Origin of the sequence: Mitsuaria sp. GD03876 (assembly GCF_029840635.1) — a bacterium.
Classification (GTDB): Bacteria; Pseudomonadota; Gammaproteobacteria; order Burkholderiales; family Burkholderiaceae_C; genus Roseateles.
The window spans coordinates 53,903-73,815 of record NZ_JAOCCU010000031.1; the positions used below are offsets into that span (position 1 = coordinate 53,903).

Genomic DNA, 19,913 nt, shown 5'->3' on the forward strand with positions numbered 1-19,913 from the left:
GTCAGCGCAGCCCCTTCACCTGCAGCCAGCCGTGCGGCAGGCCGGTGCCCACGGCCAGCGTGCCGTCGGGCAGGAAGCCCAGCGCGCTGAAGTTCGCGACCAGCTCCACCGGATCGCGGTCCGCCCAGACCTTGGCCATCAGCGGCAGGTCCTGCAGCACGTAGTCGAAGGACTTGGCCTGCAGGTCGACCCGCACCAGCCGGTAGTCCGTCGCGGTGCGCAGCCACAGCGTCCCGTTCGGGTGGAAGAACATCAGCGGGTCCGAGCCCGACAGGTAGGTCTTGTCCTGCTTGCCGTCGATCACCTTTGTCAGCGAGCCGTCGGCCTCGACCTTCCAGAGCGCGCGGTCGTAATAGAACACCACCGTGCCGTCGGCCGAGGCCGCCACCGTCGTCAGGCCGGCGCCGGTCAGCGTCTGCAGCGTCGTCACGACGCCGTCCGCGGTGATCTTCGCCAGGCGGCGGTGCTGGTCCACGACGTAGATCGTGCCGGTCGGCGTGACCGTCAGTCCGCTGATGCCCGAGAAGCCCGCGCCCGCGCCGGTGCCGTCCTGCGAGGTGTAGGTCGAAGGGCTGCCGGCGATCGTCGCGAGACGGCCATCGGCGCCGCGGCGGCGCACCGTGCGGAAGTTGTCGACGAAGTACAGGTTGCCCGCGCCATCCGCCGCCGTCAGCGTCACGAAGTTCGCGCGTCCGATCCCCGTGCCGCCGTCCATCACCGGCAGGCCGCTGCCGCTGATCTCGCGGGTCAGGCGCGGCTGCGCGCTCATGTGATACCGGTACACGTGGCCGTTGTTGGTGAAGTACACCTCGCCCGCGCTGTCCGTCGTCAGCGCGCCCAGCGGGATCACCCAGGCGTCCGCGGCGCTCTGCAGCACCGGCAGCGGCAGGATCGAATCCGACCGCGTCTGCCCCGCCACGACCGCGTGCGTGCCGCTGGTCAGGTTGACCCGCTCGATGACGTGCTCGCCGCCGCCCAGGCTGACCCAGGCGGTGTTGGTGTCGTACAGCGCGACGCTGACCGGGTAGCTCAGCGTCGTGACCGTGCGCAGGCTGTCGTCGGCGCCCAGCGCGCGCAGCGTCTGGTTGAACAGCATCACGCCGGAACCGTCGGCGCGCAGCGCCAGGCTGCTGCCGGTGGTGAAGCAGGCCGAGTCCGTCGGCTTGACCGAGGCCGCCGCGTAGCGGACCACCGTGCTCACCGTGCCGTCGGCGCCGATCTTGCGCAGGCCGTAGCAGCCGTCCAGCACCAGGATCTCGCCGTTGGCCCGCACCGCCACCGCGTCGAGCGAGCCGAAGCGCGCCACGTCGGCCGCGCCGTCGACCCAGGCCGCCGTGTCGGTCGAGCCGGCCACGGTGGTGATCTTGCCGTCCTTGAGCCGGAGCACGCGGCGCGTGTCGACCAGGATCAGGCTGCCGTCCGCGGCGGTCGCGATGCCGTTGAAGCGCACCTGCGCCGCCTGGGCCGAGGTCACGCCCAGCAGCGCCACCTTGTCCAGCGTGTGGACCTCGCCTTGCGCCGTCATCGTGCGGATCTGCGAGCCGTCGACGAAATACAGCAGGCCGTCGGCGCCATAGGTCATCGACTTGCCGCCGGCCAAGTGAGCCTCGGCGCCGGTGCCGTCGACCAGTTCCCAGACACCGAGCGCGCCGGCGACGTTGACGACATTGCCGTCCGCGCCGATGCGGCGGAACAGGTTGTTGCCCTCGTCGGCGACGAGCATCGAGCCGTCCTTCTCGCGGATCATCGCGCGGGGCTGGTTGAAGCGCGACAAGCCGCCGGCGTTGGCCGAGCCGGCGCCGCCGACGTTGGCCTGGACCATCGCGGCCTGCGCGGTCGACACCGTCACCTTCAGCTGGACCGTCGCGTTGCGGCCGGCCTTGTCGGTGGCCGTGAGCTCGACCGTGTAGTCGCCGGACGTGGCGTAGACATGCGTGGTCGCGGCGCCCTGGCCGGTCGCGCCGTCGCCGAACTTCCAGGCGTAGCTCAGGCCGGGGGCGGCGTTGCGCACGCGGGTGTCGGCGGTCCGGTCCGTCGTCGCGGAGACGCGCACCAGCGAGCCCGGCAGGATCGGCACGTTGTCGTAGCCGACGCTCGAGTCGATCTGCAGCTTGGGGAACGCGGCCAGGATGGCCTTGTTCAGCGTCGCGACGGTCGTGTCGCCGTTGACGCCGGTGATGGTGACCTTCACCGCGATGTCGCCGGCGGCGGTGTACTGGTGCTGCGCGGTCGGGACGGTGGTCGTCGCCTTGCTGCCGTCGCCGAAGTCCCAGTCGTAGCGCACCGCGCTGCCGCTGCCCTTGACTTCCAGGGTCACGGTGTCGCCGAGGGTCGGCGCCGCGCTGCCCAGCGAGACGGACCAGGGGCCGAGCGCCTTGCCGTCGATCAGCAGCTCCGGGCCGCTGTTGGAGGGCTTGTCATCGCCGCCGCCACCACCGCAGGCGGCCAGCAGGACGAGCACGGCACCGCCGACGCCATGGCGCCAGCGCTTGATCGATCGATTCACGGAAATTCCTCCCAGGTCCGCCGCTGTCATCGGGGGTGTTTTCGCGCGCTCGGCGCACGGCGGACAAAACATTTCGGATTGTTAACTGGCGGTCGGATGCCCCCGTGGGGATTCCCCCGAATGAGGGGGCGGTGATGTCGGGATTCCGTCACGGTGATCGTTCCGCGCTCGCACGCGTGCGGCGGGATGGCCGGCGCGCCAGGTCAGGTCCGCGCGTACCGGCTGGGCGGCAGCCCGACGTGGCGGCTGAAGGCGGTGCTGAAGGTGCTCGCGGAACCGTAGCCCACGCGCTCGGCGACCTCGGCGATCGACAGCGCGCGGGACCGCAGCAGCTCCTTGGCGATCGCCATCCGCCAGGCCAGCAGGTACTCCATCGGCGGCACGCCGACGGTGCGCGTGAACCGCTCGTAGAAGACGGACCGCGACAGCGCGGCGCTCCTGGCGAGTTGCGCCACCGTCCATGACCGCGCCACCTGCGCATGCATCTGGGCCAGCGCGCGCGCCAGCCGCTCGTCGGCCAGGCCTCGCAGCAGCCCCGCCGGCGCGTCCGAGGCGGCCGTCGCCCGCATCGCCTCGATCAGCATCACCTCGACCAGCCGCGAGAGCATGAACTCGCCGCCCGGCCGGCGATCGAGGGCCTCCTCGCCGACGAGCCGCACCAGCAGCGCCAGCCGTTCCGATCCGCGCACGTGCACGACGCGCGGCAGCAGCGAGACCAGCAAGGCGGCGTCGCCGCCCTCGAACTCGAAGGCGCCGCCGAGGGAGCGCATGTCCGGCCGCCCGCGCCGTTCGCCATAGCGCAACTCGCCGCCGGCGCGCGCGGCCTCATGGGGATCCATCGGCAGCGCCGGCCCGCCGTCCCGGCTGGACAGCGTGAACGCCGGGGTGGTCGGCAACAGGACGAAATCGCCGGCCTGGATCGTGACCGGCTCCTGCCCGTCGACCGCCAGGCGGCAGTCGCCCGCCAGCACGATGCAGAAGCTCGGCAGGCCGTACTCGGCGTAGCGCACCGCCCAGTCGCCCTTGCCGGTGATCAGGTTGGCGACGACCGCGCGCGGGCGCAGCAGCCGCACGACGTCGGAAAGCGGATCGCTCATGTCCGGACGATGGCCAATGAAATGCGGACGATACACCGTCGCGCATCCGGCGCGGTGTCCCTATCGTTGAGCCCGTTCCCTTCCCTCCTCAACCGCGCGCCACCGCGCCGCATCGCGCCCGACGGCGCCCATCCTTTTCGGAGTTCGACGATGAAGACTGTCCTGATCACCGGCTGCTCGTCCGGTTACGGCCTCGAGACCGCCCGCCACTTCCACGCCCAGGGCTGGCAGGTCATCGCCACGATGCGATCGCCCAGCGCGCTGGACCTGCCGCAGTCGTCGCGCCTGCGGGTCATGGCGCTGGACGTGACGCGACCCGACAGCATCGACCGGGTGCTCGAGGCCTGCGGGCCGGTGGACGTGCTGGTGAACAACGCGGGCATCGGGCTGTTCGGCGCCTTCGAGGCCACACCGATGGCGACGGTGCGCGAGGTCTTCGAGACCAACACCTTCGGCGCGATGGCGATGTGCCAGGCCTTCATCCCGCGGCTGCGCGCGCGCGGCGCCGGCGCCATCGTGAACGTGACCTCGAGCGCGACGCTGGCGCCCTTCCCGCTGGTGGCCGCGTACACGGCGAGCAAGACCGCGCTGGAGGGCTTCAGCGAATCGCTGGCGCTGGAGCTGCGTCCTTTCGGCGTGCGGGTCCGGCTGGTCGAACCGGGCTACGGGCCAGGCACGCGCTTCTCGGCCAATGCGGGCGAGCGCATGCACGGGCTGATCACCGAGCCCTACGCGGACTACGCGCAGGGCGTCTTCAAGGCCTTCGCCGGCGCGTCGCTGACGACGACGCCCGCCGACGTCGCCCAAGCGGTCTGGGAGGCGGTCAACGATCCCTCGGAACGGATGCATTTCCCGGCCGGGCCGGACGCCTTGGCGCTCGTGGGACCGGAGCGGCGCTGAACCGCGCCGAGCGGTGCCGGGCAATGCCGGGCGGTGCCGGGCGGTGCCGGGCGGTGCCGGGCAGTGCCGGGCGGTGCCGGGCAGTGCCGGGCGGTGCTGAGCGGCGAGGGGCCACGTATAGTCCGGCGCCGCACCGGATCCCCGCCGCTTCTGCACGCTCCGCCCATGGACCTGTTCTCCGACCCGCCTTCCGAACGCGACCTGCCGGCCCTGCTCGAGGCGCTGGTCGAGCGCGCCGCGTCGCCCGACCTCGAGGCGCGCCGCGCCGCGATCGAGGCGCTGTATCAGCTCAGCTTCCAAGCCGGCGCGCGGATGGAAGCCGCGGTGCCGACGCTGATCGGCGCGTTGCATGAGTCCGACGAGAAGATCGCCGAAAGCGCGGTCTACGCGCTGGGTTATTGCCTGCCGTTCAGCATCGATCCGCTGGTCGCGGCGCTGTCCGACGAGCAGGCGACCGTGCGCGAGCGGGCGGCCCAGTCGCTGGGCACCATCGGCGAGGAGGCTTGCCCGGCCGGGCCGGCGCTGCGCCGGCTGCTGGCCGACGCCGAACCCGCGGTGCGCAGGCGCGCGGCCTGGTCGCTCGGCCTGCTGCGCGACGCCGACCCCGACACGATCGAGGCGCTGCTGGCGCTCGCGCGAAGCGGCGTCGACACCGATCTCGGCGCGGCGCTGCACGCGCTGGGCAATCTGGGCAACGCGCACGAGGGCGAGGGACTGCTCTCGCGACACCGCCCCGTGTTCATCCAGGCGCTCGACCATCCAGGCGATGACGTGCGCCGTTCGGCCTGGCATGCGATCCGGGGATCGGACCTGGCGCCGCAGGCGCAGGTCGACCTGATCGCCGGACGTCTGCCGGCAGAGACCTCGGAAGAGGTGCTCTTCTGGATACATGACGACCTCGCCCGGCTGGCGCCAAGCACCGACCTGGGCGCGGCAGTGCCGGCGCTGGTGGCCGCGGTGAACGGCGCCGGCCCGATGCGCCGCCAGGCCTGCGAGGTGATGGCGGCCATGCGGGAGCCGCCGCGCGAGGCGGTCGAGGGCTTGCAACGGGCGCTGGACGACGACCACGTCGCGCTGGTCGCGGCGCGGGTGCTGTGGCGCATCGAGCCGCGCATCGAGCCGCTGCTGCCGGCGTTGACCCGCGTGTTCGACGAATCCGTCTGCGACTTCATCACCGTGATCGGCGCGCCGGCGGCGCCGCTGCTGCCGCAGATGCTGGCCTTGCTCGCCAGCGAGGACTGGGACGCGCAATGGGCCGCCGCGGATGCGCTGGCGGCGGTCGCGTCCGGCGATCCGGCGGTGGTCGATGCGCTGATGAGCTCGCTGGGCCATGACAGCCCGATCGTGCGGTCGTCGACGGCGCGGGCGCTTGCGCGGATCGGCGCGCCGGCCCTGCCCGCGCTGATCGCGCTCGTCGAGGACGCGTCGGACCGGCGCGCCGCCTGGGCGGCCTACGCGCTGGGCGAGATGGGCGAGTCCGCGGCCCCGGCCTTGCGGGTGCTGCGCGCGGCGATGCGGGACGGTGGCCTCGATCCGGAGGCTCGCGACGGTCGCCAGGCGCTGTGGACCGCGGCCGCCATCGCGGTGGCCCGGATCGCCGTGGATGTCGAGGCGATCCCGGCGCTGATCGAGATCCTCAAGAGCGACGATCCGCGCCTGCCGCGCGCGATCGCGGCGCAGGCGCTGTCGCTTTACGGGCCGGCGGCGCGCGAGGCGATCCCCGCGTTGAAGGCGCTGTTGGCCGACGAGGACGAGACGCTCGCGATCGCAGCCGAGCAGGCGCTGATGTCGATCGACGGCGTGATGCATTGACGGTCGATGCGCCGGCGGCGAGGCATCGGCCCCTTGCCATCGCACGACCGCGTCAATGGCCTGTCCACGCGTCAAACGGGGGGCGTTGCTCGCGCCACACGTCCGACCTCCGGGTTGTTTCGAGGCGCGTTCGGCGCTCCTAGACTCCATGGCCTTCTGCATCCGAACCCGCAGCACAGGCATGCAACCGGCACACCCCCAGACCATCGCGCGGCAACTGGACGCCCAACTGGCGTCGATCGAAAGCCGCATCGGACACTTCCTTGATCCGGCCCACGCCGAGATCCGATCGCTGCTCGCGAGCGCGGACCAGTTGGCCGGGGTCGACGCGGCCGAGGCCAGCCACGTGCGCGGCCGCATTCACACGCTGACGGGCGATCGGCGCCAGGTCGACTACTGGTTCGCCAACGCCAGGCGGCTCTGCGACGAATGGCGGGTGGACTTCAATCACGCGTCCTGCCTCGCGAGCCTCGGGTATTTCTCGGACGCGGCGGCGATGACGAAGCGGTTCCTGTCGAGCAGCACCGGCGCACTCTCGCTGACGGTGGGGCTCGCGGTCAGTGTTCTCGACCTTTCCGGAGCCCAGGAGGCCTACGCAGCACTTCGTCGCGCAGGGATCCCGCCACGCGGGCACGACCCGAACTTCACCCTCACCGCCGTTGAGGTGCTGGCGTACTACCGCATCCCGATAGAGCGCGCTCGCATCGTGCTCGACGTCGCGGGAGAGCTTCTGCGGGAGCACCGGCTCTGGTGGTTGGGCGGGCATCCGAAACTCTTCGCCCACCGCAGCCTCGATGACGCTGGCGTGCTCTACGAATTGCGGGTTGGACTGCCGAGCGAGGACTCCCTCCGCCTGAATGACCAACTCATCGAACGGCTGGTCGACCGCTCGCTGCTTCTGCCAGGCTTCTCTTTCAGCTTCATCGGAGCGGGTGCCATCGCCCCGATCCCGTCCTCTCCCCGGCTGACCAGGATTCAATGACATGGCGACCCATATCGAAGAGCTTCTGGATCTGGCGGAAGGACTGCTCGCCAAGGAATCGGAATGCGCATGGCGCGCCGCGATCAGCCGCTCCTACTACGCCGCCTACCACCGTGCCGTCCGCTGGGAAGAAGAGCAGCACATCGACGGCGCCAGCCTCGGTCAGCCAGGAGGACTCCATCAGCAGTTGATCAATCGCCTTCGTAACCCGTCGACGCTGCTGCCGATCGACCTTCGTCGAAAGGCGATGCTCCTGGGCACGAAGCTCCAGATTCAGAAGGAACGACGAGCGCAAGCGGACTACCGGCTTGACGAAGCCATCCATCTCAGGGACGCACAGGATCAAGTGCGACAGGCAAGGCAAGTCGTCGAGCATGACTGCGCCTCACCGCTGCACAACCGCAGCGCCTGACGATCCCGTCCACCACGCGCGTCAGCCGCCCCCTCGACCCCGGCACGCCTCGTGCCCCCTGTCCTTCACGCTACGATTCCGCGCTCGAGGGGGTTCCAGATGGTCACGACGATCAAGCGCGACGAGTTCACTTTCCTGGTGGTCGACGACTTCTCCACCATGCGACGCATCATCTCCGGGCTGCTGCGCGAGCTCGGCTTCAAGAAGATCCTCGAGGCCGAGGACGGCAAGGCCGCGCTGCGCCAGCTCGAACTCTCCGTCGAGTCCGGCGAGCCCATCCACTTCGTCCTCAGCGACGTCAACATGCCGGTGATGAACGGCTTCCAGCTGCTCGAGGCGCTGCGCGCCAAGCCCGAGTCCGACCCGCTGCGCAAGGTCCCCGTCCTGCTCGTCACCGCCGAGGGCCGCAAGGAAGACATCATCCGCGCCGCCCAGCTCGGCGCCACCGGCTACATCGTCAAGCCGTTCAACAAGGACACGGTCGGCGACAAGATCCACCTCGCGCTGAAGAACCGCGGCATCCTGGTCGACTGATCCCGATCGGAATCCTGGTTCGGGTTCCGGTTCCGGTTCCGGTTCCGGTTCCGATGCCGATCCCGGTCACGTTTCCGTTTCCGTTTCCGGCTCAGGCTCCGGTCCCGGCTCCGTAACGCGCGTAACCGGCCCCGGTCACCGGCATCCCGCGCCCTCGCGGAGACACTCGCGGCGCCTTCCGCTTCCGCCCCGACCGCATGACCGACCGCCGGCACGTCCTCGCCGCGGCGCTGGGCACGCTGCTGATGCCGACCGCCCGGTCCGTCGCCGCGCCCGCGCTGCCCGATCCCACCGGGCCCTACGCCCTGCCCAACACCTTCGTCCACCCGCTGCCCGACCCGGTCACCGGCCGCCGCTACGAAGTCTGGGTCGACCTGCCGCCCACCCCGCCGGCCACGCCCGGCCCGCGTCCGGCCGTGTTCGTGACCGACGCGCCCTACGCCTTCCCGCTGGTGCGCGCGCTGCGCCATCGCGTCGGGCAGCAGGGCCGCAACCTGGCGGACTTCGTCGTCGTCGGCCTCGCCGGTCCGGCGGACGAGTCCGCGGTCGACATGCGCTCGCGGGACTACACCCCATCGGATCCCCTGAAGCGCCCCGCCCGTCCCGCCAGCCGCTACGGCGCGCCCCGCTACGGCGAAGGCGCCGCCTATCTGAAGTACGTGGCCGAGGTCGCCGTCCCGGCGATCTCCGCACGCTACCGGCTCGATCCGTCGCGCCGCGTCCTGCTCGGCCATTCCTACGGCGCGCTGTTCGCCGCCCAGGCCCTGCTGGCCCAGCCGGAGCTGTTCAGCCATTACATCCTCGGCAGCCCGTCGTTCTGGTTCGACGCCCACGTGATGTTCGACCGCGAGGCCGCCTACGCGAAGCGGCATGCCGACCTGCCGGCGCAGGTCTTCCAATATGTCGGCGCCTACGAAGCCGTCGCCCCGGGTCCGCGCTTCAACAAGGAGAACGACCTGGTCGCCGACATGCGCCGCTTCGACGCGCAACTGCGCCGCCGCCGCTACAAGTCGCTGCGCATCGACAGCCGCGTCCTGGCCGGCGAGGACCACCTGACCGTGGCCCCGGCCGGCGCGACGCTCGGCCTGCTGTGGGCGCTGCCGGGGCGCGGCCCCTACGAAGGCTGATCCGCCTGGCCGGCCCGGGCGGGGGTCTACCCCCTCTCCGCAGGCGCCTGCACCAGTTCGATCAGCACGCCCTCCCCCGCGATGGGGAACGCGTCATTGCTCTTGGGGTGGATGAAACAGACGTCATGCCCCGACGCCCCGCGGCGGATGCCGCCCGGCGCGAAGCGCACCCCCTGCGCCGTCATCCATTCGACGGCCTTGGGCAGGTCGTCGACCCACAGCCCGATGTGATTCAGCGGCGGCAGGTGCACCGCCGGCGTCTTTTCCGGATCCAGCGGCTGCATCAGGTCGAGTTCCACCCGGCCCGGCCCGTGGCCCAGCTCGCAGATGTCCTCGTCGACGTTCTCCCGCTCCGAGCGGAACTGGCCGACCACCGCCAGCCCCAGCACGTCGACCCACAGCCGCCGCAGCGCCGCCTTGTCCGGCCCGCCGATGGCGACCTGCTGGAGGCCCAGGATCCGGAACGGTCTCGGCGTTCCGCCGCCTTGCGTCGTCATTCAGAAAACCCCCGGGCCAGTAATTTCCCGTCAATAACAAACAGCGGCAGTTATACCCGCCAAAACCTCGGCAATCCGGCGCTCGAAAACCCGTGAACTTGTCACGGTGGACACACCGGCCCCCCGGTTCCACCGTGCCGGCGCCCCGTACCGAGGCGGTCTTCGTTCACATAGTTCACATCTTGTTGCATTCACCGCCAGCGCGCGAACGCAAGCGGCGCCCCCGCTCAACCCGGGGCCCCGCGCTCCAGTCCCACGCGTAAGTGCCGATCACCATTGAATGTCTTGCTGGTGACAAGTGAACGGTCGTTCGATGACGTCGCGAAAAATCCATGCCGAGGCAAGCATGGCCTCCCCCGCGTTCGCGGGCTTTACGCAGCTTCTGTAACCGTGAACTGAGGCCGACTCCCGGCCCTTTTGTTCCGTTCACGTTAAGCGTCCCCCCAATAACATTTCCGGGCTAGCTCAAGTTCGTCAATCCGCGTCCGAAAACCGGAATGACGGCAGCCGGAAGGTCGGGTGCCTTTCGACAAGCTGACCCACACCACACGCGCCTATGGGCGCATCCGCCCCCATAGGTTCACGGAGTTCCAAGATGGCATCGCTGATTACCAACCTGACGACCGACCAGATCGCCGCCCTCACGTCGACGACCCTGGCGCGCCTGACCAGCGAAGACTGGGCAGCGTTCTCCACCGAGCAGTTCCAGGCGCTGACGACCTCGCAGTTCGCCACGCTCGGCACGAAGGCCGTGTCGTTGTTCACGACCGCCAACATCGCCGCCATCGAGTCCGACGACCTGCGCGCCCTGTCCACGGCCGCGGTCCAGACCTTCACCAGCGCGCAGCTCAACGCGCTGGGCTCCGACCAGTTCGGCGCGATGACCACCAAGCAGGTCGGCGCGATGACCACCTCGCAGGTCCGCAACCTGGAGTCGGACGACCTGAACGCCCTGGCCTCGGACCAGATCCGGGCGCTGAGCACCCAGCAGGTGGCCGCCATCTCCACCAGCCTGATCAACTCCCTGGCCTCCGACGATCTGCAGGCGCTCAAGACCGACCAGATCAAGGCCCTGAACTCCCAGCAAGTCGCCGCCCTCTCCACCGAGGGCGTCGCCGCCCTGGCGACCAACCAGGCCGCCGCGCTGACCAGCACGCAAACCGCCGCGCTGACCTCCGACCAGGCCGCCGCGCTGACCTCGGACGCCGTGCACGCGCTGAGCACCGCCGCCGTCAAGGCGCTGGGCACCGACCAGATCGCCGCGCTGAACTCCGACCAGGTCGCCGCGCTGACCACCGGCCAGATCAACGCGCTGAGCACCCAGCAGATCCGCCAGCTGGCCAGCGATGAGCTCGCCGCGCTGAGCACCGACCAGATCCGCGCCATCACCACGCAGCAGATCGCCGCCCTGACCACGGACCAGCTCGCCGGCGTCGGCAGCGCCGACGTCCAGGCGCTGTCCACCGCGCAGGTCCGCGCCCTGAGCTCCGCCCAGATCGGCGCCCTGACCTCCGACTCGATCGAGGCGATGAGCTCCGGCCAGATCGGCGCCCTGACCTCGACGCAAGTCAAGGGCCTGACCACCGACCAGATGGCCGCCATCAGCTCGGACGACATGAAGGCGCTGTCGACCGCCACGGTCCGCGCGCTGTCGACCGACCAGGTCCAGGCGCTGAATTCCGACCAGGTCTCGGCCCTGTCCAGCCAGCAGATCGGCGCGCTGACGACCGGCCAGGTCGCCGTGCTGTCCACCGACGAGCTGAACGCGCTGAGCAGCTCGCAGATCCGCGCGCTGGGCACCGCCCAGATCGCCGCGCTGTCCACCGACCAGGTCGCCGGCATGGAATCCGCCGACGTCCAGGCCTTCACCACCGGCCAGGTCGCCGCGCTGAGCTCGGCCCAGATCGCCGCGCTGTCCACCGACGCCATCGTCGCGCTGACCTCGGGCCAGTTCGCGACCCTGACCTCCAAGCAACTGGCCGGCCTGTCGACCGACCAGGTCGCCGCCATCGAGACGGCCGACCTGCGCGCGCTGTCCTCGGCCGCCATCCGCTCGCTGACCACCGACCAGTTCGACGCCCTGAACTCCGACCAGGTCGGCGCGCTGACGACCCAGCAGGTCGCCGCGCTGACGACCGGCCAGGTCCAGGCCATGGCCAGCGATGACCTGAACGCGCTGGGCTCGGCCCAGATCCGCGCGCTGGGCACCGCGCAAGTCGCCGCGCTGTCGACCGCCCAGGTCTCCACCATGGAAAGCGCCGACGTCCAGGCGCTGTCGACCCAGCAGGTGCAGGCGCTGAGTTCGGCCCAGGTCGGCGCGCTGAGCACCGATTCCGTCGTCGCGCTGACCTCGCAGCAGGTCGCCGCGCTGTCGACCAAGCAGATCGCCGGCCTGACGACCGACCAGGTCGCCGCCCTCGAGACCGGCGACCTGCGCGCCATGTCCACGACCGCGATCCGCTCGCTGACCACCGACCAGTTCGACGCGCTGACGTCCGACCAGGTCGGCGCGCTGACGACCGGCCAGGTCGCCGCGCTGACCACCGGCCAGGTCCAGGCGATGGCCAGCGATGACCTGAACGCGCTGGGCTCGGCCCAGATCCGCGCGCTGGGCACCGCCCAGGTCGCCGCGCTGTCGACCGCCCAGGTCTCCACGATGGAAAGCGCCGACGTGCAGGCGCTGACCACGCAGCAGGTCGCCGCGCTGGGTTCCGCCCAGGTCGGCGCGCTGTCCACCGACAACGTCGCCGCGCTGACCTCGCAGCAGGTCGCCGCGCTGTCGACCAAGCAGATCGCCGGCCTGACGACCGACCAGATGGCCGCCATCGAGACGCAGGACCTGCGCGCGATGTCCACCGCCGCGATCCGCGCCCTGACGACCGACCAGTTCGACGCGCTGGGCTCGGCGCAGGTCGCCGCGCTGTCGACCCAGCAGGTCGCCGCGCTGACGACCGGCCAGGTCCAGGCCATGTCCAGCGACGACCTGAACGCGCTGGGCTCGGCCCAGATCCGCGCGCTGGGCACCGCCCAGGTCGCGGCGCTGTCGACCAGCCAGATCGCCAACATGACCAGCGAGGACGTGCAGGCGCTGACCACCGGCCAGATCGCCGCGCTGAGCTCCGACCAGATCGCCGCGCTGTCCACCGACAACATCGTCGCCCTGACCTCGTCGCAGGTCGGCGCGCTGTCGACCAAGCAGGTCGGCGGCCTGACCACCGACCAGATGGGCGCGATCGAGACCGGTGACCTGAAGTCGCTGGGCACCGCCGCCGTCCGCGCGCTGACCACCGACCAGCTCGCCGCCCTGGGTTCCGACCAGGTCGCCGCGCTGTCGACCGCCCAGGTCGCCGCGCTGAGCACCGCCCAGGTCAGCAACCTGACCTCCGACGACCTGAACGCGCTGACCAGCGGCCAGATCAAGGCGCTGTCGACCCAGCAGGTCGCGTCGCTGACGACCGCGCAGGTCTCCACGATGGAAAGCGCCGACGTGCAGGCGCTGACCACGCAGCAGATCGTCGCGCTGAGCTCCGACCAGGTCGGCGCGCTGTCCACCGAGAACATCGCCGCGCTGAGCTCGCAGCAGGTCGCCCCGCTGTCGACCAAGCAGGTCGGCGGCCTGACCACCGACCAGGTCGGCGCGATCGAGACCGTCGATGTCCGCGCCCTGTCGACCAACGCGCTGCGCGCGCTGACGACCGCGCAGATCGACGCGCTGACCTCCGACCAGATCGCCGCGCTGACGACCGCGCAGGTCGCCGCCCTGTCCACCGGCCAGATCCAGGCGCTGGCCAGCGATGACCTGAACGCGCTGGGCTCGGCCCAGATCCGCGCGCTGGGCACCGCCCAGGTCGCCGCGCTGACCACCGGCCAGATCGCCGGCATGGAATCGGCCGACGTGCAGGCCTTCTCGACGCAGCAGGTCGCCGCGCTGGGCTCGGCCCAGATCGGCGCGCTGTCGACCGAGAACGTCGCCGCCCTGACCTCGCAGCAGGTCGGCGCGCTGAGCAGCAAGCAGGTCGCGGGCCTGACCACCGACCAGATGGCCGCGATGGAGACGGCCGACCTGCGCGCGCTGAGCAGCACCGCGCTGCGCGCGCTGGGCACCGACCAGCTCGACGCGCTGGGCTCCGACCAGATCGCCGCGCTGACGACCCAGCAGGTCGCCGCGCTGACGACCGCCCAGGTCGCCAACCTGGCCTCCGACGACCTGAACGCCCTCACCAGCGGCCAGATCAAGGCGCTGTCGACCCAGCAGGTCGCCGCGCTGACCACCGGCCAGATCTCGACGATGACGTCCGACGACGTCGCGTCGCTGACCACGCAGCAGCTGCAGGCGCTGGGCTCCGACCAGATCGGCGCGCTGGCCACCGACGCGATCGTGGCGCTGAGCTCGGTCCAGGTCGCCGCGCTGTCGACCAAGCAGGTCGCCGGCCTGACCACCGACCAGATGGCCGCCATCGAGACGGGCGACCTCCGCGCGCTGAACACCGCCGCGCTGCGCGCCCTGACCACCGACCAGCTCAACGCGCTGGGTTCGGACCAGGTCGCCGCGCTGAACACCGTGCAGGTGGCCGCGCTGACGACCGCCCAGGTCGCCGGCCTGACCAGCGATGACCTGAACGCGCTGAACAGCGCGCAGATCAAGGCGCTGGGCACCGCCCAGGTCGCCGCGCTGACGACCGCGCAGGTCGCGGCGATGGAATCGGCCGACGTGCAGGCGCTGACGACCCAGCAGGTCGCCGCGCTGGGCTCGGCCCAGGTCGGCGCGCTGAGCACCGACTCGATCGTCGCCCTGACCTCGCAGCAGGTCGGCGCGCTGACGACCAAGCAGGTCGCCGGCCTGACCACCGACCAGATGGCCGCCATCGAGACCGGCGACCTCCGCGCGCTGGGCACCGCCGCGGTCCGCGCGCTGGGCACCGACCAGATCGAGGCCCTGGGCTCCGACCAGATCGCCGCGCTGTCGACCGTGCAGGTCGCCGCGCTGTCGACCGCCCAGGTCGCCAACCTGAGCTCCGACGACCTCAACGCCCTGACCAGCGGCCAGATCAAGGCGCTGTCGACCCAGCAGGTCGCCGCGCTGACGACCGCGCAGGTCGCGGCGATGGAATCGGCCGACGTGGCCGCGCTGGCCACCAACCAGGTCGCCGCGCTGAGCTCGGCGCAAGTCGGCGCGCTGAGCACCGACTCGGTCGTCGCCCTGACCTCGGGCCAGGTCGCCGCGCTGACCAGCAAGCAGGTCGCCGGCCTGACCACCGACCAGATGGCCGCCCTGGAAACGGGTGACCTGCGCGCGCTGTCCTCGGCCGCGCTGCGCGCCCTGACCAGCGACCAGCTGCAGGCCCTGTCGACCGACCAGGTCCAGGCGCTGTCGACCGCCCAGGTCGCCGCGCTGACGACCGGCCAGGTCAGCACGCTGGCCACCGACGACTTCGGCGCCTTCACCTCGGGCCAGCTGCGCGCCCTGGGCACCGCCCAGATCGCCTCGCTGGGCACCGCCCAGATCGACGCCCTGGGCAGCGACCAGGTCGCCGCGCTGACGACCCAGCAGGTCGCCGCGCTGACCACCGGCCAGGTGAGCAACCTGTCCTCGGACGACCTCAACGCGCTGACCAGCGGCCAGATCAAGGCCCTGACCACGCAGCAGGTCGCCGCGCTGACCACCGGTCAGATCAACACGATGGAATCGGCCGACGTGGCCGCGCTGGCGACCAACCAGGTCGCCGCGCTGAGCTCGTCGCAAGTCGGCGCGCTGAGCACCGAGTCGATCGTCGCGCTGACCTCGCAACAGGTCGCCGCGCTGACGACCAAGCAGGTCGCCGGCCTGACCACCGACCAGATGGCCGCCCTGGAGACGGGTGACCTGCGCTCGCTGTCGACCACGGCGCTGCGCGCCCTGGGCACCGACCAGATCGACGCGCTGGGCTCCGACCAGATCGCCGCGCTGTCGACCGTGCAGGTCGCCGCGCTGACGACCGCCCAGGTCAGCAACCTGTCCTCCGACGACCTGAACGCCCTCACCAGCGGCCAGATCAAGGCGCTGTCGACCCAGCAGGTCGCGTCGCTGACGACCGGCCAGGTCTCGACGATGACCTCCGACGACGTCGCCGCCCTGACCACGCAGCAGCTGCAGGCCCTGGGCTCGGCGCAAGTGGGCGCCCTGAGCACCGAGGCGATCGTCGCCCTGGGCTCGGCGCAGGTCGCCGCGCTGACGACCAAGCAGGTCGCCGGCCTGACGACCGACCAGATGGCCGCCCTGGAAACGGGTGACCTGAAGGCCCTGTCCACGACCGCGCTGCGCGCCCTGGGCACCGACCAGATCGACGCGCTGGGCTCCGACCAGATCGCCGCGCTGACGACCCAGCAGGTCGCCGCGCTGACGACCGCGCAGGTCAGCAACCTGGCGTCCGACGACCTGAACGCCCTCACCAGCGGCCAGATCAAGGCGCTGTCGACCCAGCAGGTCGCCGCGCTGACGACCGGCCAGGTCTCGACGATGACCTCCGACGACGTCGCCGCCCTGACGACCGGCCAGGTCGCCGCGCTGAGCTCCGGCCAGCTCGGCGCGCTCGCCACCGACGCGGTGGTGGCGCTGGGCTCGGCGCAGGTCGCCGCGCTGAACAGCAAGCAGGTCGCCGGCCTGACCACGGACCAGATGGCCGCCCTGGAAACGGGTGACCTGAAGGCGCTGTCGACCAACGCGCTGCAGGCGCTGACCTCGGCGCAACTCGACGCGCTGGGCTCCGACCAGATCGCCGCGCTGACGACTCAGCAGGTCGCCGCGCTGACGACCGGCCAGGTCAGCAACCTGTCCTCGGACGACCTCAACGCGCTGACCAGCGGCCAGATCAAGGCGCTGTCGACCCAGCAGGTCGCCGCGCTGACGACCGCGCAGGTCTCGGCGATGGAATCGGCCGACGTGGCCGCGCTGGCCACCAACCAGGTCGCCGCGCTGAGCTCGGCCCAGGTCGGCGCGCTGAGCACCGACTCGGTCGTCGCCCTGACGTCCGCGCAGGTCGCCGCGCTGAGCAGCAAGCAGGTCGCCGGCCTGACGACCGACCAGATGGCCGCCCTCGAATCGGGTGACCTGAAGGCGCTGTCGACCGTCGCGCTGCGCGCCCTGTCCAGCGACCAGCTCGAAGCGCTGAGCTCCGACCAGGTCCAGGCGCTGACCACCGCGCAGGTGGCCGCGCTGTCGACCACGCAGGTCAGCCAGCTGGCCACCGACGACTTCGCCGCGCTGACCACCGGCCAGCTGCGCGCGCTGTCCACCGGCCAGGTGGCCTCGCTGACCTCGGCGGAACTGGAGGCGCTGAACTCCGACCAGATCGCCGCGCTGACGACCCAGCAGGTCGCCGCGCTGACGACCGGCCAGATCAGCAACCTGGGCTCGGACGACCTGAACGCGCTGACCAGCGCTCAGATCAAGGCGCTGTCGACCCAGCAGGTCGCCGCGCTGACCACCGGCCAGATCGGCACGATGGAGACCGCGGACGTGGCCGCGCTGGCCACCAACCAGGTCGCCGCGCTGAGCTCCGACCAGGTCGGCGCGCTGACCACGGACGCGATCGTCGCGCTGAGCTCGGTGCAGGTCGCCGCGCTGACCAGCAAGCAGGTCGCCGGCCTGACGACCGACCAGATGGGCGCCCTGGAAACGGGTGACCTGAAGGCGCTGTCGACGGTGGCGCTGCGCGCCCTGACCAGCGACCAGCTGGCGGCCCTCGGTTCCGACCAGGTCGCCGCGCTGACGACGCAGCAGGTCGCCTCGCTGACGACCGCGCAGGTCGCCAACCTGACCTCCGACGACCTGAACGCCCTGACGAGCGGCCAGATCAAGGCGCTGACGACCCAGCAGGTCGCCGCGCTGACCACGGCGCAGGTCTCCGCGATGGAGAGCAACGACGTGGCCGCGCTGTCCTCGCAGCAGGTCCAGGCGCTGGGCTCGGCCCAGATCGGCGCGCTGAGCACCGACTCGGTGGTCGCGCTGACCTCGGTCCAGGTGGCCGCGCTGTCCTCGGCGCAGGTCAAGGGCCTGACGACGGACCAGATGGCCGCGATGGAGACCGCCGACCTGCGGGCGCTGTCGACGACCGCGCTGCGCGCCCTGGGCACCGACCAGCTCGAAGCGCTGGACAGCAACCAGATCGCCGCGCTGACGACGCTGCAGGTCGCCTCGCTGTCGACCGCGCAGATCGCCAACCTGACCAGCGATGACCTGAACGCGCTGACCAGCGGCCAGATCCGCTCGCTGAGCAACGCCCAGCTGCAAGCCCTGACGACCGCGCAGATCTCGACGATGACGACGGACGACGTCGCCGCGTTGACCTCCACGCAGCTGCAGGCCCTGGGCTCGGCGCAGGTCGGCGCCCTGAGCACCGACGCGATCGTGGCCCTGAGCTCGACCCAGGCCGCCGCGCTGAGCTCGGCGCAAGTCGACGGCCTGACCACCGACCAGATGGCGGCGTTCGAGACGGCCGACCTGCGCAGCCTGAGCACGCTGGCGATCCGCTCGCTGGACAGCGCGCAGCTCGAGGCGCTGGACAGCAACCAGATCGCCGCGCTGACGACCCAGCAGGTCAACGCGCTGAGCACGCTGCAGGTGAGCCAGCTGGCCACCGACGACGTGCAGGCGCTGACCTCGCAGCAGATCGTGTCGATGACCTCGGCGCAGCTGCACGCCTTCACCACCGACCAGGTGGCGGCGATCGACAGCGGCGACCTGGCGGCGATCTCCAGCGCGAACATGCTGGCCTTCGGCTCGGCCGACTTCCAGGCCTTCAGCTCCGACCAGATCCACGCGCTGACCTCGTCGCAGTGGAGCGCGGTGAGTTCGTCGCAGATCGCCGGCATCGACACCGCTGACATCGCCTCGATCACCACCGACGGCATCCACGCGCTGAGCTCCGCGGCGATCCACGCGTTCGCCACGGACCAGATCGCGGCGCTGACCAGCGACCAGGTCCATGAGTTCAGCACCGCGCAACTGCGCGCGCTGGGCACGGACCAGATCGCGGCGCTGACCACGGACGACATCGGCGCCCTGACCAGCACGCACTTCGGCACGCTGACCTCGTCGCAGATGCACGCGTTCACGACCGACCAGATCCTGGCGCTGGACTCGCACGACATCCACTCGCTGACGTCGCTGCAGATCCAGGGCATCACCACCGACCAGATCGTGGCGATGACCTCGGACCAGTTCATCGGCTGGGACACGCAGGACCTGGCGGGCATGTCCATGGAGCAGGTGCTGGCCATGACCACCGATCAGATGATCGGCTGGACGAATGACCAGATCAACGCCCGCTTCCTGGCCACGCCGATCGTGCTGGACCTGGACGGCAACGGCATCCAGACCGTGGCCGCCAAGGACGGCGTGAACTTCGACCTCAACGCCACCGGTCACAACGACAAGTGGGGCTGGGTCGGCGGCAACGACGGCCTGCTGGTGATGGATCGCAACGGCAACGGCACGATCGACAGCGGCGCGGAGCTCTTCGGCGCGGGCACCACGGTCAACGGCCACAAGGGCCTGGACGGCTTCGCCGCCCTCGCCTCGCTGGACGCCAACCATGACGGCCACATCAACGCCAAGGACGCCGACTTCGGCAAGCTGCAGGTCTGGGTGGACGCCAACCACGACGGCAAGACCGACGCGGGCGAGCTGCACACGCTGACCGAGCTGGGCATCGCCGACCTGAACCTGGGCGCGACCAAGGGGACGGACGTCGACCACGGCAACCTGGTCGGCCTGGTGTCGAACTACACCAAGACCGACGGCACGACGCACGAGATGTCGGACGTGTGGTTCGCCAAGGACGGCGCGGCGCAACAGGTGCACGGCACGACGCGGGAAGCCGCGCCGCAGCTGGGCGACCTGCTGGCCCAGCCGGAAGCCAACCTGCTCGGCGGCGCCACGGCGCACACCGCCACGGCGGCTACCGCGGCGACCACCGCGGCCTCCGCCGAGACGGTCAGCCACGACGTCATGAGCGCGGCCTACAAGAAGCTGCACGACGATGACCAGAACGCCGCACCGCTGATCT

The 19,913-nt window shown here is 70.9% G+C and carries 10 protein-coding genes; 7 read left to right on the forward strand and 3 right to left on the reverse strand.

The window, feature by feature from the left end; genetic code table 11:
• Position 1: 1 nt before the first annotated feature.
• Entirely contained in the window at positions 2-2,506 is a 2,505-nt protein-coding gene (locus tag N5D62_RS19145) for a PKD domain-containing protein (RefSeq protein WP_279759472.1), read from the reverse strand.
• Positions 2,507-2,709: 203 nt separating this feature from the next.
• On the reverse strand, positions 2,710-3,603 hold the full coding sequence (locus N5D62_RS19150) for an AraC family transcriptional regulator (protein WP_279759473.1): 894 nt from the start codon (positions 3,601-3,603) through the stop codon (positions 2,710-2,712).
• A 150-nt stretch (positions 3,604-3,753) separates the two neighbouring features.
• On the opposite strand from N5D62_RS19150, the gene N5D62_RS19155 reads away from it, so the two are divergent.
• The 6 genes from N5D62_RS19155 to N5D62_RS19180 all read left to right on the forward strand — a co-directional run bounded on the left by N5D62_RS19155 (position 3,754) and on the right by N5D62_RS19180 (position 9,370).
• On the forward strand, positions 3,754-4,503 hold the full coding sequence (locus N5D62_RS19155) for an SDR family oxidoreductase (RefSeq protein WP_279759474.1): 750 nt from the start codon (positions 3,754-3,756) through the stop codon (positions 4,501-4,503).
• Between the two features lie 165 nt (positions 4,504-4,668).
• A complete protein-coding gene (locus N5D62_RS19160; RefSeq protein WP_279759475.1) occupies positions 4,669-6,315 on the forward strand; it encodes a HEAT repeat domain-containing protein in 1,647 nt (548 codons plus the stop codon).
• Between the two features lie 181 nt (positions 6,316-6,496).
• Positions 6,497-7,297: a hypothetical protein gene (locus N5D62_RS19165; RefSeq protein WP_279759476.1), complete on the forward strand. Its 801-nt coding sequence runs from the start codon at positions 6,497-6,499 to the stop codon at positions 7,295-7,297.
• Between the two features lies 1 nt (position 7,298).
• Positions 7,299-7,709, forward strand: a complete 411-nt coding sequence (locus tag N5D62_RS19170) for a hypothetical protein (RefSeq protein ID WP_279759477.1) — start codon at positions 7,299-7,301, stop codon at positions 7,707-7,709.
• 99 nt (positions 7,710-7,808) lie between these two features.
• Positions 7,809-8,243: a response regulator gene (locus N5D62_RS19175; protein ID WP_279759478.1), complete on the forward strand. Its 435-nt coding sequence runs from the start codon at positions 7,809-7,811 to the stop codon at positions 8,241-8,243.
• 197 nt (positions 8,244-8,440) lie between these two features.
• Entirely contained in the window at positions 8,441-9,370 is a 930-nt protein-coding gene (locus N5D62_RS19180; protein WP_279759479.1) for an alpha/beta hydrolase-fold protein, read from the forward strand.
• A gap of 26 nt (positions 9,371-9,396) precedes the next feature.
• Here N5D62_RS19180 and N5D62_RS19185 read toward each other — a convergent pair whose 3' ends face one another.
• The gene (locus N5D62_RS19185) at positions 9,397-9,867 is read right to left on the reverse strand and encodes a VOC family protein (RefSeq protein WP_279759480.1); all 471 of its coding nucleotides are present in this window, start codon (positions 9,865-9,867) and stop codon (positions 9,397-9,399) included.
• A gap of 595 nt (positions 9,868-10,462) precedes the next feature.
• On the opposite strand from N5D62_RS19185, the gene N5D62_RS19190 reads away from it, so the two are divergent.
• Positions 10,463-19,913, forward strand: a 9,451-nt coding sequence (locus tag N5D62_RS19190) for a hypothetical protein (RefSeq protein ID WP_279759481.1), incomplete at its 3' end; no start/stop codon positions are given.

Coding starts and splice junctions, on each gene's coding strand:
- N5D62_RS19155 (WP_279759474.1), top strand. CDS start 3,754: ATGAAGACTGTCCTGATCACCGGCTGCTCGTCCGGTTACGGCCTCGAG.
- N5D62_RS19165 (WP_279759476.1), top strand. CDS start 6,497: ATGCAACCGGCACACCCCCAGACCATCGCGCGGCAACTGGACGCCCAA.
- N5D62_RS19160 (WP_279759475.1), top strand. CDS start 4,669: ATGGACCTGTTCTCCGACCCGCCTTCCGAACGCGACCTGCCGGCCCTG.
- N5D62_RS19175 (WP_279759478.1), top strand. CDS start 7,809: ATGGTCACGACGATCAAGCGCGACGAGTTCACTTTCCTGGTGGTCGAC.
- N5D62_RS19180 (WP_279759479.1), top strand. CDS start 8,441: ATGACCGACCGCCGGCACGTCCTCGCCGCGGCGCTGGGCACGCTGCTG.
- N5D62_RS19150 (WP_279759473.1), bottom strand. CDS start 3,603: ATGAGCGATCCGCTTTCCGACGTCGTGCGGCTGCTGCGCCCGCGCGCG.
- N5D62_RS19170 (WP_279759477.1), top strand. CDS start 7,299: ATGGCGACCCATATCGAAGAGCTTCTGGATCTGGCGGAAGGACTGCTC.
- N5D62_RS19185 (WP_279759480.1), bottom strand. CDS start 9,867: ATGACGACGCAAGGCGGCGGAACGCCGAGACCGTTCCGGATCCTGGGC.